The sequence below is a fragment of the Geothrix sp. SG200 genome (assembly GCF_022808935.1).
GTDB classification, from domain to species: Bacteria; Acidobacteriota; Holophagae; order Holophagales; family Holophagaceae; genus Geothrix; species Geothrix alkalitolerans.
In genome coordinates this window covers 72,291-86,092 of record NZ_JAKZFR010000002.1, presented here as the reverse complement: position 1 = coordinate 86,092, position 13,802 = coordinate 72,291, and the positions used below count along the sequence as shown (strand labels likewise).

The following is a 13,802-nucleotide window of genomic DNA, read 5'->3' as shown; positions in this document are numbered from 1 at the left end:
CGGAAATTGGCCTGAGGTCTCCTATGGCTTCGCTTTTTTCGTGGTTTTCGGCTTGCCGGCGATGTTGAGGACGACCGCTCGGCGAATGAGCGCCTTGAAGGCGGATGCGTTGATCTCGTCTCCCTCGTGGATGTCGATGGCGCGGCGCGCGTTTCCTTCGAGGCTCGAGTTGAAGAGATGGTCCGGGTCTTCCAGAGACGCGCCCTTGATGAAGGTGAGCTTCACAGCCTTCTTGTACGATTCGCCCGTGCAGATGATGCCATCGTGCGACCAGACGGGCGTACCCATCCATTTCCATTCCTCGACGATGTCCGGGTCGGCCTCCCGGATGAGCCTGCGGATCCTATCGAGGGTTTCCCCCCGCCAGTTGCCGAGCTCGGCGATCCGTCCAGAGATGAGTTCCGAAGCCGACTGGCCTTGCTTCGCGTCTGTCTTTTTCATGGGCTCACCCTGGAAGGTCGGGACAAGTCAAGGCCGGGGAGGCAGGGGCGTGTCTTGGCATGCCTCGCAATGACCCAGGCCTAGCGCGACTTGGGTGCGGGCAGGGCTGCGTAGCGCTCGGCCTGGCGCAGGTTCTCGGCGATGACCGGGTCGTTCGGGCGCAGGGCCAGTGCGGCGCGGAAGTCGTCCCGGCTCTCCTTGTAGAGCTTCAGCTCGAAGCGGGCGCGGCCGCGGTTGAAGAGGGCCTCAAGTTGGCCGGGATCCAAAGCCAGGGCCCGGTCCAGGGCTTCACAGGCCTCCCCCCAGGCCTTCCGCTCATTGAGGCAGCGGCCCAGGTTGTTCCAGGCGTAGGCGATCTTCGGATCCTTCACCAGGGCCTCGCGAAGGATCGGCTCGGCCTCGGGGAACCGGTCCAGCCGGGCGAGGGCTTCGCCTTTCCAGGCCAGTCCGAGGGCCTGATCGGGCCTCCTGGCTAGTAGCTCCGTCGCGTAGGCCAGCAGGGAACTCCAGTCCTGGGACAGCCTCGCCTCGGTGCAGGCGTTGGAGAAGCCGTCTGGGTAGCCCAGGCGGCCGTTCTCGGCATGGGCGGCCGCGGCCTCGGCATGACGGCCCAGCTGGCTCAGGGCCTGGGCCCGGTAGAGGCGGTAGATGCCCAGACGGGGGCCGGACTTGGCCTCCAGCTGCGGTTGGAGCGCTTCGCAGACCGTCACGAGGCGCTCCCAGCGCCGGCTCCGCTGGAGGGCCTGGATCCATGTCTCGTAGTGGGCTCCCCGGGTGGCGGGCGGCACGGTCTCGAACCAGTCCGCGAGGCCGGCCCAGTCGCCAGCCTTGTAGAGAGCCTCCGCCGAGGCGGGCATGGGCATGGCGAGTCCCTGGGACTGGACCTGGGCGAAGGGGGACAGCAGGAGCAGCGCGAGCATGGGCATCCGGAAACAGGTAGGAATTGATCCTCCAAACCTACCAGCGAAAGGGGCGGCATCGCCGCCCCTTCTCCTGGAAACCCGGGATGGGTCATTTCGTGAGGTTCTGCCTCAGGGCTGATTTCAAGGCCTCGGCCTCGGGGTTGGCCGCAGTGGGCACCACGCCCGCGAGCTGGCCGGCCTTCTCGCTGAGCAGGAGGCCAAGCAGGCTCTCGATGAGGCTGCCGCCGCCCTTCTCTCCACCGCCCATGTGGATCTTGGGCACCACGTCCACCTGGGACTTCTCGATGGCTTCGGCGAAACGGCTCATGACCTGCTGCACCAGCTGGAACTGGGGTCCGCCGTAGGCGCGGACCTGTTCCTCGATGGCCATGGCCTGGGCGATGCCCACGCGGGCGGCCTGCTCGGCCTGGGCCTCGGCCATGACCTTGATGCGCTTGGCCTCGCCCTCGCCCATGAGGCGAACCTTCTCCGCCTCGGCGCCGGCGAGTGTCTGGATCTGCGCGGCCTGCTGCTGGGCCTTGGCGTAATCGGCCTTGCCCTGGTTGCTCTGCACCTCGATGCCGATGGCAGATTCCGTCAGCAGGGTCTGCTGCTTGGCCCGGGCCTCGGCCTCGCGCAGCTCCCGCTCCTTCACCGCGGCGCTCTGCTGGCGGCCGTAGGTCTCCACCTGCTCGTCGGCGATCTGGCGGCTGCGGAGCTGGACGAGGATCTGCTCGATCTGCCCGCCGGGCGCCCCGCTGGTGGGCGTGCCGATGAGGACCTCCTGCAGTTCGAGGTTGTACTGGGCGAACTTCTCCTTCATCTGCGAGCCGCTCAGCTCCTGGATGGCGCTGCGGTCCTGGATGAGCTGGATGAGGGTGCGGGTCTGGCCGATGTTCTTGAAGTAGGCACTGACCATGGGATCCAGCGTCTGCTCCACCAGCTTCTTGATGTCGCCGAAGCGCTGGATGACAAGGGGCGCCTTGCGGTAGTCGATGTGCACCACCACCGAGAGGGGCAGGCTGGGCTCGAAGGCGTCCTTGGTGATGAGGCTCACCTCCGCCAGGTTCTCGTCGAACTTGTGGCTGCCCACCTCGCCCTTGGACCACTTCAGGATGAAGTTCGTCGTGGGCACCATGAGCACCTTGCCGGCGTAGGTGTTGAAGGCGTACTTGCCGGGCAGCAGAGGCTCGCTCCACACGCCGCGGCTGCCCTTGGCCACGAGCTCGCCGTGGCGGTATTCCTGGCCGCTGATGTCGGCGCCGATGGCGCCGGTGTAGCTCACCACCACGCCGACGGTGCCCACCTCCACCACGGTCTTGGGGATCAGCTCCACCGTGGCGAAGAGGCGGTTGATGTAGTAGGTGCCTTCCACCAGCACCTGGTACTGGCGCCCGCGCTGGCCGCCCGCCACCAGGAACTTGTCCGCGTCCTGGAAGTTGTTGTGGTAGCTGGATGCCTGATGCGGGTCCTCGCCCACGGTGGGGGCGATGATCTCGCCGCTGGCCAGGCTGGGGCCGTCATGCACGGTCACGATGCCCACGGCGTCGTCCGTGCCCTTGATGATCACGGGGCGCCAGCCGCCGCGCTCGGTGATGATGGCGCTCATCTTCTGGAAGGTGTCCAACTCGCCGGGATCCAGGGGCAGGTAGAAGAGCCGGTCCTCGGTGAGCACCACGAACTGGGCCAGGTTGATGGCGTAGATGCCCTCGCGCAGGATCTGGCGTTGGGGGCCCTTTTCGCCACCGCCCTGAATGAAGGCCACCACATCCTGGAAGTCGGCACCGTGGGCATTGCTGGCCAGGGCCTGGGAGGGCGGCAGGTCGTGGCCGTCGCGGGCGAAGATGTAGCCGATCTTGCCCTGGGGAATGGTCACCAGGGGCATCTTGTGGATGCGGTACTGGAAGGGCGTGAGCAGGTGCCAGCCGCCGCGCAGGAGCTGGGGCTGGTAGCCGGCCTCGCCGCTGAGGGCGATGAGGCCGGTCTTGACCGAGCCCTTCCGGCTGATGAGCTTTTCCACGATGCCCACGCGGTTGTTCGGGATGTAGCGGATCCACTTGCTGAGGAGCAGCACCGCGAAGGTGATCGCGAGCAGGGTCAGCAGGGTCAGGCCGGGGTTGGCAGAAAGCCAGGTGAGGTCCATGAGGACTCCAGGGGACGGGTTTGGGATAGGTTACCGTTCCGGCGCGCCGTCCCGCCCGGATTCGGGGAGCTTTCCGCGGTCCTGCGTCCCGGCTCCGGGAGGAGCGGATGACTGGAATCCTGCGCGGAAAGAACCATACGAAGGCACGAATCATAGGCGGATCCCGCCCATCCGCCGTGACGGCCGTCACCATTTCGCCTAGGCTTTGGGCATGTCCATCGCGCAGGAAAGGGGCCGACGTCCGGATCGCTTCTGCCGAAGGGCTGCCCTGGCGGGGTTCCTGGTCGGCACCACGCTCGGCGCCCAGGCGCCGCCCACCTGGGAAGAGCTGGAGGCCCGACAGGCCCGCATCGCAGGAATCGACATCCGCGTGGGGGATGTCTTCGATCTCTCCCTTCCCCACGAGAACCACTGGATCGGTCGTACCGCGAACTTCCTGCACATCCAGACGCGGGAGCAGGTGGTGCGCCGGGAGATCCCCTTCAAGCCGGGGGATCCCGTGAAGGCCCGGCTGATCCATGAGGCCGAGCGGAACCTGCGGACCTTCCGGTTCTTCAAGGACGCCCAGATCGACCCTCAGGTGGACGAGACCGGGGCAGTCAGGGCCGTGGTCCGCACCCGGGATGCCTGGACCTTGAAGGGCAGCGCGGGCTTCACCCAGGTGGGCGGGCAGCGGAATTTCGGGTTCTCCCTCCACGAGGCCAACTTCCTGGGCTACGGGAAAGACTTGATCCTGTCCCACGAGCGCACCCCCGAGCGCTCCATCGAGACGATGCAGTACCTGGACCGGCAGATCCTCGGAACCCAATGGACGCTGGATTCGCGCTATCAGGTGCTCTCGGACGGGAAGACCCGCTACCTCGAGCTCTCGAAGCCGTACCGGGGGCTGGAAACACCATGGTCCATGACGTTCAGGGCCTCGTCCTCGGACGCCATCCAGTCGGTCTACAACCAGGAGCGCACCGCCTACGCCTTCGCCTCCCGGCAGGAGGGCCTCCTGGTCGAAGGCTCCATGGCCGCCGCGGTGATGGACGGTCGGGCTGTGCGGCTGGGCGGAGGGCTGGACCTGAGCCGATCCGCGTACGGCCCGATCCAGACTCTGGATGCCGGGAACCTCCCCGTTCCCTCGTTGACAGATCGCCGGCTGCGAGGCCTCCACGTCTCGTGGAGCCTGTTCGAGGACCGGTTCCGGACGTTCCGGGACCTCGCGGGCATGACCCACTCCGAGGACTACAACCTCGGGTGGGCCGCGAGTGTCAGTGTGGGCTCTTATCTGAAGAGCCTGGGGAGCGACCTCGACTCGCCCTTCGTCCGGGTCAGCGCCTCCAAGGGATGGGCGCCGGGGGAAAGTTCCCTCATCCTGCTCCGGGCCAAGGGGGCGACCCGGCATGAGCCCGAGGGCTGGCGCGACGCCCTCGCGACGCTCAGCCTGACCACCTACTACCAGGGTTTCCGGGCGCAGACCCAGGCGGCCTATGTGCAGCTGGACGCAGTCCGCCGGCCGGAGCCCGAGTCCTACCTCTACCTGGGCGGGATGGACGGGATGCGGGGGTACGGGAACCACCTGCTGCTGGGGGATCGCCGGTGGATGGCCTCCCTCGAAGAGCGCGTCAACACCTCCTACGACTGGCTCGGCATCCTGCGGCTCGGGTTCGTGGCCTACGCGGACGCCGGCGCCATCCACCGGACCGACACCGGGCGCTGGAGCCGCACCTACGTGGACGTGGGCGGTGGCCTGCGCCTGGGCAACCTGAAGAGCTCGGTCGGGCGGGTGTTCCTGCTGACCATCGCCTACCCGCTGGTTCGGGAGCCGGGCACGGAACACCACCAGTTCGTCGCGACGGATGTCGTGAAGTTCTGATCCAGGATCCGGGCGGCTGGTCAGAGTAGCCTTGGACCATGGATGCATGGCTCGAGAGGTGGCGTGAGCGCCGGGCAGGCCTGGTCATGGCTGGCCTGGTCCTGGTCGCCGCGTTCCTGTGGTGGGACCAGCGGGCCGTATCCCAGCCTGCCGGCGCTCTCGCGCCGGAGGAACCGGTCCAGGAACCTCCGGAATCGACGGCGACCTGGACCTTCAAGAACCACACCATCACGCCGCTCGCCGCCTTCGATATCCATGCGCGCATCCTGGGCAAGGAGCGCTACCGCTTCGATCGGGCGGCGGAGCTGTCGCCCGTGGACCTGGCCCTGGGGTGGGGCCCCATGTCCGATTCGCGCATTCTGGAGGCCTTCACCATCGACCAGCGGGACCGCTGGTACTTCTGGCGATCGGCGCGCATGCCCGTCCCGGAAACCCAGGTCGTCAGCCACAGCGCCAACATGCACATGATCCCCGCGAACGGAGGTGTCGCCCGGCGCCTGAAGGCGGCCCGGGTGGGACAGCTGGTCCACCTGAAGGGCCAGCTCGTGCGGGCGGACGGGAAGGACGGCTGGCACTGGGTGAGCAGCCTGAGCCGGACGGATACCGGGGACGGTTCCTGCGAGGTGATCTGGGTGGAGTCGGCCCAAGTCGCAGACCGGTCGCAGGATATGTGACCACGGGATCGGCAAAATAGAATCCGCTGCCTGCTAGACTCTGCGCTGCAAGGCTTTTCAAGCGATGCGGAGCCCCATGTTTGACATCGAAGCGTCCCTCGACAGTCGTCTCCTGGCCGTGCCCCGGAACCGCCCCACGGTGATGTTCCCGGAGGCCCTGGATCCCCGCACCCTCGAAGCCGCCTGTTTTCTCGGGCGCTTCATCCGCCCTGTCTTCCTCGCGCCCGAGGCCGAGGTCCGGGCCGTGGCCGCCCAGCGGCTGGCGCACCTGGGCGCGGACCGGGTGGCCTACACCCTCTCCGAGAGCGCCTTCGTGGATCCCGCCTCCCGGCCGGACCTGGTGGAGTCCTTCGCCGCGGCCTGCGTGGAGTTCGGGAGGACTCACCAGCGGCCCATCGGGATCGCGGAGGCCCGGGACCTGGTCCGGGAGCCCGGCCGCTTCGGCATCTGGGCCGTGAAGCTCGGGCACGCCGACATGGTGGTGGGCGGCGCCATCCACGAACCCAAGGCCTTCTTCCGCCCCATGGTGGACATCCTGTCCCAACGCAGCGTCGCCTGCGAGGCGGGCGTGTTCGTGCTGCCGGACGAGCATCCCGAGGAGGTCTACCCCCGCAACATCGTGGTGTTCGGCGACGTGGGCGTGAACGCGACGATGACGCCGCGCACGCTGGCGGAAGTGGCCGTGGGCACCTGCGCGGTGGCCCGCGACCTCATCCCCGAGGAGGTGCTGCCGGAGATCCGCTGTGCCATGGTGTCGTACTCCAACCGCGGCAGCGACGAGGGACCGTCGCCCGAGCTGGTGCGGCAGGCCGCCGAGCTGGTGCCGGAGATCCTCGCGGAACGCATCGCCCACCACACGCGCTACGCCAGCATCCACATCCGTGGGGAGGTGAAGGTCAGCGTGGCCCTCTCGCGCCGCTCCGCGGACCTGTACCATGCGGACGGCCTGCCCTGGGAAGGCGTCCCCAATGTGATCGTGTGCCCCAACCTGGACATGGGGAACCTGCTCTACCACCTCTACGCCACGCGGTTCCCGGAGGCCAAGAAGTTCCCCGTCATGTTCGGCCTCTGGTTCCAGGGCGTGGACCTGCCCATGGACTGCACGCCCGAGGACATCCGCCTGGCCGTCAAGGCCTCCGTCATGCGCCTGCACGCCTACGGCGAGTGGAAGCGGACGCCCAAGGACACCTTCTTCCGGCGCCATCGCGTGCTGGTGCTGAACCCCGGATCGACGTCCACCAAGACCTCGATCTTCGAAGGCGATGAGGAGCGGTTCACGGAGGAGCTCCAGCATTCCGCCGAAGAGCTGAAGCCCTTCGAGGGCCACCCCATCACCGAGCAGTTCGCCTTCCGCAAGGATGCGGTCCTGTGCTTCCTGCGGGACCGGGGCTTCACCCCTGCGGACCTCGACGCCGTGGCCGGGCGGGGGGGCCTGCTGCGGCCCATTCCCCACGGCACCTGGCGGGTGGGCCCTCCCATGCTGGAGGACCTGAAACAAGGAACCCGCGGGGAACACGCCTCGAACCTGGGAGCCCTCATCGCCGCCGAGCTGGTGGCTGGCACGGGCACCCCGGCCTACATCGTGGACCCGGTGGTGGTGGACGAGGCCGATCCCAAGGTGAAGATCTCCGGCCTGAAGGAGTTGCCCCGCCGCGTGATCAGCCATGCGCTGAACCAGATCGCCACGGCCCGGCGCTACGCCGAGGAGCACGAGACCTTCTACGAGCGCGTGAATGTCATCGTGGCCCACATGGGAGGCGGCATCACCGTCGGCGCCCACCGCAAGGGCCGCTACATCGACGTGAACAACGGCCTGGACGGAGAAGGGCCCTTCTCGCCCCAGCGCACGGGCACCCTGCCTGCGGGCCAGCTCATCGACCTCTGCTTCTCCGGCAAGTACACCAAGGGTGAGCTGAAGCTCAAGAACAAGGGCCGGGGCGGCATGATCGACCTCCTGGGCACCTCGGACATGCGCGAGGTGGAGCGCCGGGTGGAGGCCGGGGACGTCGAAGCCACGCTGGTCTATGACGCCATGATCTACCAGATCGCCAAGGCCATCACGGCGCTGGCGCCCGCCTTCGAGGGCGCCTCCATCGACGCCATCCTCCTCACGGGCGGCATGGCCCGCTCCCCGAAGCTGGTGGCGGAGCTGACCCGCCTGACCGCCGCCCTCGGCTGCCCCGTGAAGGTCTACCCCGGCGAGAACGAGATGGCCGCCCTAGCCAAGGGTGCCTTGCGCGTCCTCTCCGGCCGGGAAATGGCCAAGGACTACCCGCCAGCCTGAGAACGCCCTTAGACTGGGGCCATCCATCGTCGAAACCTGACCTTCCGGAGGGCCCCTTGAGCCACCGTCGCCGTGTTGCCCCGATCCTCCTCCTCGCCTCGGCCGGACTCGGACCGGCGGCCTGGGGACCCGTGCTCCTGGCCGCGCCCCCCAAAGCGGCGCCAAAAGCACCGGCACCCAAGGCCGTGCCCGACCCCGAAGGCGTGCTCCAGAAGGCCCGTGCTGCCTACGTGAACCTGGCCGGGAAGGGCTTCAACCGCTACCGCTTTGTCGCGACGCCGGATTGGGCCGCCATGCTGGCGGAACAGGCGAAGGCGAATCCGGAGGGCTACAAGGCGGCCATGGACCTCTTCGCGAAGGTCCGGTTCGACGTGCGGGTGGGCCCCCAGGGCGATGCCCAGGTCTCGCACAACACCGTGGACAGCCCGAATCCCCAGACCACGGCCGGGTTGAACCAGGTGTACAGCGGCATGGAGCAGACCCTCACGGGCTTCTTCCAGACCTGGGCTCCCTTCATGGTGAACACCCCGTTCCCGCCCGCAGGCGGTTCCGCCCGGGTGATGGATGCGGGCTCCCATTACCTCGTGGACTGGGAGGAGACGGGGGATGTCAAGGTGCACCTCCAGATGGACCGGACGTTCACCATCACCGAGATGAAGGTGAAGAGTCCGGCCTTCGACTCCTCCATCCGGCCCACCTTCGAGCGCCAGCCAGGCGGGCTGGTGCTGGCCAGCTACGACGGCGACTACGTGTCCGCGGACTCCTCCCTGCGCCTGAAGGTCCTGATCACGAACAAGGCCGTCCAGGACCTTCCGCTCCCTGTGGCCCTGGACCTCAGCGTCTGGATGGGGAGCGCGAACAAGCAGCAGATCCTCATGACCTTCTCGGAGCTGAACGTCGAGAAGAAGTAGGTGCTTTAAGCCAGCAGGGCCGCCAGGGCGATGGAGCTGAGCTTGGTCTTGGCGGTGTCGCCCCGGCTGCTGAGCACGCAGGGGACCCGGGCTCCGGCCACGACGGCGGCGATCTCCGCGCCGCCCAGCTTGGTGCCGGCCTTGTAGAAGGTGTTGCCGGCCTCCAGGTTGGGGAAGAGCAGGCAGTCTGCGTCGCCCGCCACGGGGCCGGTCATGCCCTTGATGCGCGCGGATTCAGGGTCGATGGCGCCGTCCAGGGCCATGGGCCCGTCGACGAGGGCCCCTTTGATCTGGCCGCGGTCAGCCATCTTGGAGAGCAGGGCGGCCTCGGCGCTGGCGCGCATCTTCGGCTGCACCTGCTCGGAGGCGGCCAGCACGGCCACCTTGGGGATCTCGACGCCCAGGGCCTTCGCGGTCCGCACCAGGTAGCCGAGGATGGCCACCTTTTCCTTGAACTCCGGTTCGGGGATCACGGCCACGTCGCCGGCGATGAGCAGCTTGGGATGGCCCGGGTGCTCCATCACGGTCACGTGGCTGAGGATGGCGCCGGGGTCCAGCAGACCCTGGTCCTTGTTCAGGATGGCCTTCATGTACTTCTCGGTGCTGAGCAGGCCCTTCATCAGCAGGTCCGCCTCGCCGAAGCGCACCATGGCCACAGCCTTGTCCGCGGCCTCGGTGTCCGAGGCGGCGTGGACCATGCGGAAGCGCTCCTTCGCCATGCCCTGTTCGCCGCAGACCTTCACCATCACGGGTTCGTCGCCCACGAGGATGGCCTCCACCAATCCGGCTTCCACGGCGGCGTTCACGGCCTCCAGGGTGTGGGCGTCATTGGCCCAGGCCACCACCAGGCGCTTGCGGGGGCGGTCCTTCACGGCGCGGAGGAGATCGTCTAGGGTGTTGATCCGCATGGGGGATCCTGTGAAAACGCCGGGCGTCCCGGCGGTGCCGCGAGGAGAGTACCATGTCGCCATGGCCGTTTCCGTGAGCTACCGCACATACCTCCTGGAGCAGATGGGGCGGATCCGCCCCGTGGACTCCCGGCGGATGTTCGGCGGTCTCTGCTTCTTCGCCGACGGACGCGCCTTCGCCCTGGCCGCGGAGGACACGCTCTACTTCAAGGCGGACGACACGAACCGCCCCGACTTCGAGGCCGCCGGCATGGGGCCCTTCATGCCCTTCGGCGATCCCGCGCGGCCCATGCAGTACTACGAGCTGCCTGTCGAGGTGCTGGAGGACCCGGACCAGCTCGCGGTCTGGATGGCCAAGGCCATCGCCGTGGCCGCCCGCGCCAAGACGAGCCCCCGCTCCAACCCCAAGCGAAATTAGCGTCCATGCCTGCCATCGCCATCCGACCCGCCACCCCGGAAGACGCCGCCATCCTTGCCGACCTCGCGACCCGCACCTTCCGCGAGACCTTCGAACAGCACACCTCCGGCCCGGACCTGGAGGCTTTCCTGGCGACCGCCTACGGTGAGGCCATCCAGCAGGCCGAGCTGGAGGATCCGGCCCGGCCCGCCAGGATCCTGGAGGTCGAGGGTGTGCCCATGGGCTTCCTCCAGCTGCGCCTGGGCCACCGGGAGCCGGGTGTCCCCGGCGAGCGTCCGGTGGAGCTGCAGCGCATCTATGTGCTGCGCGCGGCCCAGGACGGGGGCCGCGGCGCGGCCCTGATGGCGGAGGCGGTGGAGATGGCGCAAGCCTGGGGCGCGGACGTCCTCTGGCTGGGTGTCTGGGAGAACAACCACAAGGCCCTGGCTTTCTACGCCCGCAGCGGCTTCCGCGAAGTCGGCGACCATGTCTTCCAGATCGGGAACCAGGTCGACCGCGACCTGATCCTGGCCCTGGACCTGGGCCGGGACCTGCCTTGAACCTGGTGCTGCTGCTGCCGGAGGACATGGTGGCCCCGGATCGGGCCCGCCTCGCGGGTCGGCGCCTGGCCCATGTCCGCGAGGTCCATCGTGCCGGTGTTGGCGCCGAGCTGGCCGTGGGCCTGCTGAACGGGAAGATGGGCCGGGGCCGGGTGCTGCGCCTGGACGGCGAGGTCCTGGAGCTGGAGCTGACCTTGGACCAGGCGCCGCCGCCCAAGCTGCCGCTGAACCTGCTCGTCGCGGTGCCTCGACCCAAAGTCCTGAACCGCGTGGTGGCGGCCGCCGCCAGCCTGGGCGCGGCGCGGATCGTGCTGCTCAACGCCTGGAAGGTGGAGAAGGCCTACTGGGCCAGCCCCAGGATGAAGCCCGAGAACCTGCGCGAGCAGCTGATCCTGGGCCTGGAGCAGGCCAAGGACACGGTGCTGCCGGAGTTGCGCTTGGCGCGGCTCTTCCGCCCCTTCGTAGAGGACGAGCTGCCCGATCTGCTGGCGGGCGGCACGGGCCTCATGGCGCATCCCGGAACCGGCGCCACTGCGCCGAAGGTGCTGGCGGCCCCCGTCACCCTCGCCATCGGCCCCGAGGGCGGCTGGGTGGAGGCCGAAGTGCAGAGCCTCCTCAAGGCCGGCCTGAAGCCCCTGGACCTCGGCCCCCGCATCCTCCGCACCGAGACCGCCCTGGCGGCGCTGGTGGGAAAGCTGTTCTGATCTGGCTTGAGAACGTACGTTTGAGAAAATGATCTCCGCCAAGTCGCCAAGGACCCAAGAGCTGTAAACGCACACTTAAAATACGAGTACTGGGCTATCGGCCTCACTCAGCCTGAAAAGCAGGTAACCGCGAATGACGCGAATCGCCCTGCGGGCGCACGAATGGCGAACGACCGAGCTTCCGCCTCTACACGCAGGGCGGGCCCGACAGCCTTCAAGAGCTGGCATGCCCGCCCTGCGCGTGGCCAGCCGCGCACCGCGCGACTGGGGGCCGAAGGCCCAGGCGGCCCATCCTCGCCGCGTTTCGCGCCCATTCGCGTTATTCGCGGTTTGATCTTTCAGGGTGACTCTTCCCGATAATCAGGTAGGAGTATTCTTGGTGCCCTTGGCGGTGAATCCTTTCCTCTTCGTATTGAGATAGACCTCAGGCTCAGCCCAAAAACAGCCGGTACGCCGGGTTCTCCCCTTCATCCACGAACTGGTAGCCCAGGCCGTCCAGGAAGGCCTGGAAGGCGGCCTGATCTTCGGGGGGGACCTGGATGCCGGCCAGGACGCGGCCGTAGTCGGCGCCGTGGTTGCGGTAGTGAAAGAGGGAGATGTTCCAGCCGCGGCTCATGCGCTCCAGGAAGCGGAGCAGGGCGCCGGGCCGCTCGGGGAACTCGAAGCGGTAGAGCCGCTCGTGGGTGGCCGAGGGCGCGCGGCCCCCCACCATGTGGCGCACGTGGAACTTGGCCATGTCGTTGTCGCTCAGGTCCCGGGCCTCCAAGCCTTCGGCCCGCAGGCGCGCCAGCAGCGGTTCGATCTCCGAGCGGTCCGCCACCTGCAGCCCCACGAAGATGTGGGCCCGGTCCGGATCCGCCAGGCGGTAGTTGAACTCGGTGACGGACCGGGCGCCGATGAGCTCGCAGAAGGCTTTGAAGCTGCCGGGCCGCTCTGGGATGGTGACGGCGAGAATGGCCTCCCGCTTCTCGCCCAGTTCAGCCTGTTCGGCCACGAAGCGGAGGGTGTCGAAGTTGGCATTGGCGCCGGAGAGGATCGCCACCAGGTTTCCCCCGTCGGGATCCGCACCCTGGTGGGCCGCCCAGGCCTTGAGCCCCGCCAGGGCCAGGGCCCCGGAGGGCTCCAGGATGGACCGGGTCTCCTCGAAGACATCCTTGATGGCGGCGCAGATCTCGTCGGTGTCCACCCGCACCATCTCGTCCACGTGCTGCCGGCAGAGCTCGAAGGGCAGGGCGCCCACCTGGCTGACGGCCACGCCGTCCGCGAAGAGGCCCACCCGCTCCAGCTTCACCCGGTGGCCCGCTGCCAGGGAGCGGGTCATGGCGTCCGCGTCCGCGGGCTCCACGCCGATGATCCGGATCTCCGGCCGGAGGCGCTTGAGGTAGGCGGCGATGCCGGCGATGAGGCCTCCGCCGCCCACGGGCACGAACACCGCCCGCAGCCCCCGGGGCATCTGGCGCAGCAGCTCCAGGCCGATGGTGCCCTGGCCCGCAATCACGTCGGGATCGTCGTAGGGGTGGATGTAGACCTTGCCCTCGGCAGCCATGAGGGTCTGGGAGTGGGCGTAGGCCTGGTCGAAGGAGTCCCCGTGGAGGACGACCTCCGCGCCCAGGCGCCGCACAGCATCCACCTTGATGCGGGGCGTGGTCACGGGCATGACGATCACTGCCTCGCACCCCAGCTTCCGGGCGGCCAGGGCCACGCCCTGCGCGTGGTTGCCCGCGGAGGCGGCGATGACCCCCTTGGCCCGCTCCGAGGGCTCAAGCTGGGCGATCTTGTTGTAGGCGCCCCGGAGCTTGAAGGAGAACACGGGCTGGAGGTCCTCGCGCTTCAGCCACACGGGGCAGCCCACCCGGCCCGACAGCCGAGGCGCCGCCTCCAGGGGCGACTCGATGGCCACGTCGTAGACCAGGGCCGTGAGGATGCGCTCGAGGAGATCCTGGGGAGGCTGGACCGTGTCTGGGCTCATGGGTACTCCTGAATAAAGAAGAGCCCCCCGACCTTGCGGTGCGGGGGG

General features: G+C 68.2%; 12 protein-coding genes and 1 pseudogene. 8 read left to right on the top strand and 5 right to left on the bottom strand.

The genetic code is table 11. The features are described from left to right. Positions 1-21: 21 nt before the first annotated feature. The 3 genes from ML539_RS05725 to ML539_RS05715 form a co-directional block, all read right to left on the bottom strand. Positions 22-441, bottom strand: coding sequence for a DUF1801 domain-containing protein (locus tag ML539_RS05725; RefSeq protein WP_243321529.1), 420 nt, complete (start codon positions 439-441; stop codon positions 22-24). Between the two features lie 80 nt (positions 442-521). Next, positions 522-1,367 (bottom strand): tetratricopeptide repeat protein, encoded by an 846-nt coding sequence (locus ML539_RS05720; protein WP_243321527.1) that lies wholly within the window; start codon positions 1,365-1,367, stop codon positions 522-524. 85 nt (positions 1,368-1,452) lie between these two features. Continuing rightward, a complete protein-coding gene (locus tag ML539_RS05715) occupies positions 1,453-3,486 on the bottom strand; it encodes an SPFH domain-containing protein (protein ID WP_243321524.1) in 2,034 nt (677 codons plus the stop codon). A gap of 211 nt (positions 3,487-3,697) precedes the next feature. On the opposite strand from ML539_RS05715, the gene ML539_RS05710 reads away from it, so the two are divergent. The 5 genes and pseudogenes from ML539_RS05710 to ML539_RS05695 all read left to right on the top strand — a co-directional run bounded on the left by ML539_RS05710 (position 3,698) and on the right by ML539_RS05695 (position 9,216). Beyond that, a complete protein-coding gene (locus tag ML539_RS05710; RefSeq protein WP_243321522.1) occupies positions 3,698-5,347 on the top strand; it encodes a hypothetical protein in 1,650 nt (549 codons plus the stop codon). Between the two features lie 38 nt (positions 5,348-5,385). Then, complete coding sequence (locus ML539_RS05705) at positions 5,386-6,021, top strand: hypothetical protein (protein ID WP_243321521.1); 636 nt, start codon at positions 5,386-5,388, stop codon at positions 6,019-6,021. Positions 6,022-6,085: 64 nt separating this feature from the next. After that, a pseudogene (locus tag ML539_RS15655) lies at positions 6,086-7,126 on the top strand (phosphate acyltransferase); the annotation flags it as partial. 36 nt (positions 7,127-7,162) lie between these two features. Continuing rightward, positions 7,163-8,305 carry a butyrate kinase gene (buk, locus tag ML539_RS15650; RefSeq protein WP_347710744.1) on the top strand — a complete coding sequence of 381 codons (1,143 nt, stop codon included), beginning with the start codon at positions 7,163-7,165 and terminating at the stop codon, positions 8,303-8,305. 56 nt (positions 8,306-8,361) lie between these two features. Next, positions 8,362-9,216 (top strand): hypothetical protein, encoded by an 855-nt coding sequence (locus ML539_RS05695; RefSeq protein ID WP_243321515.1) that lies wholly within the window; start codon positions 8,362-8,364, stop codon positions 9,214-9,216. A 5-nt stretch (positions 9,217-9,221) separates the two neighbouring features. On the opposite strand, the gene ML539_RS05690 is transcribed toward ML539_RS05695, so the two are convergent. Beyond that, entirely contained in the window at positions 9,222-10,124 is a 903-nt protein-coding gene (locus ML539_RS05690) for a bifunctional enoyl-CoA hydratase/phosphate acetyltransferase (RefSeq protein WP_243321514.1), read from the bottom strand. Between the two features lie 61 nt (positions 10,125-10,185). Here ML539_RS05690 and ML539_RS05685 point away from each other — a divergent pair, with 61 nt between their 5' ends. From ML539_RS05685 to ML539_RS05675, 3 genes are read left to right on the top strand one after another with little or no spacing between them, the layout of a single operon-like run. Beyond that, positions 10,186-10,542 (top strand): TfoX/Sxy family protein, encoded by a 357-nt coding sequence (locus ML539_RS05685; protein ID WP_243321512.1) that lies wholly within the window; start codon positions 10,186-10,188, stop codon positions 10,540-10,542. Between the two features lie 5 nt (positions 10,543-10,547). Next, positions 10,548-11,081: a GNAT family N-acetyltransferase gene (locus tag ML539_RS05680; protein ID WP_243321511.1), complete on the top strand. Its 534-nt coding sequence runs from the start codon at positions 10,548-10,550 to the stop codon at positions 11,079-11,081. Further along, on the top strand, positions 11,078-11,785 hold the full coding sequence (locus ML539_RS05675; RefSeq protein ID WP_279341524.1) for a 16S rRNA (uracil(1498)-N(3))-methyltransferase: 708 nt from the start codon (positions 11,078-11,080) through the stop codon (positions 11,783-11,785). Before ML539_RS05680 ends, ML539_RS05675 begins: the two co-directional genes overlap by 4 nt. A gap of 430 nt (positions 11,786-12,215) precedes the next feature. On the opposite strand, the gene ilvA is transcribed toward ML539_RS05675, so the two are convergent. After that, positions 12,216-13,754: a threonine ammonia-lyase, biosynthetic gene (ilvA, locus tag ML539_RS05670; protein WP_243321508.1), complete on the bottom strand. Its 1,539-nt coding sequence runs from the start codon at positions 13,752-13,754 to the stop codon at positions 12,216-12,218. Between the last annotated feature and the right edge of the window lie 48 nt (positions 13,755-13,802).

What these genes read in the sequence shown, in the direction of transcription:
- ML539_RS05725 (WP_243321529.1), bottom strand. Translation starts at nt 441, where the DNA reads ATGAAAAAGACAGACGCGAAGCAAGGCCAGTCGGCTTCGGAACTCATC.
- ML539_RS05720 (WP_243321527.1), bottom strand. Translation starts at nt 1,367, where the DNA reads ATGCCCATGCTCGCGCTGCTCCTGCTGTCCCCCTTCGCCCAGGTCCAG.
- ML539_RS05715 (WP_243321524.1), bottom strand. Translation starts at nt 3,486, where the DNA reads ATGGACCTCACCTGGCTTTCTGCCAACCCCGGCCTGACCCTGCTGACC.
- ML539_RS05710 (WP_243321522.1), top strand. Translation starts at nt 3,698, where the DNA reads ATGTCCATCGCGCAGGAAAGGGGCCGACGTCCGGATCGCTTCTGCCGA.
- ML539_RS05705 (WP_243321521.1), top strand. Translation starts at nt 5,386, where the DNA reads ATGGATGCATGGCTCGAGAGGTGGCGTGAGCGCCGGGCAGGCCTGGTC.
- buk (WP_347710744.1), top strand. Translation starts at nt 7,163, where the DNA reads ATGCGCCTGCACGCCTACGGCGAGTGGAAGCGGACGCCCAAGGACACC.
- ML539_RS05690 (WP_243321514.1), bottom strand. Translation starts at nt 10,124, where the DNA reads ATGCGGATCAACACCCTAGACGATCTCCTCCGCGCCGTGAAGGACCGC.
- ML539_RS05685 (WP_243321512.1), top strand. Translation starts at nt 10,186, where the DNA reads ATGGCCGTTTCCGTGAGCTACCGCACATACCTCCTGGAGCAGATGGGG.
- ML539_RS05680 (WP_243321511.1), top strand. Translation starts at nt 10,548, where the DNA reads ATGCCTGCCATCGCCATCCGACCCGCCACCCCGGAAGACGCCGCCATC.
- ilvA (WP_243321508.1), bottom strand. Translation starts at nt 13,754, where the DNA reads ATGAGCCCAGACACGGTCCAGCCTCCCCAGGATCTCCTCGAGCGCATC.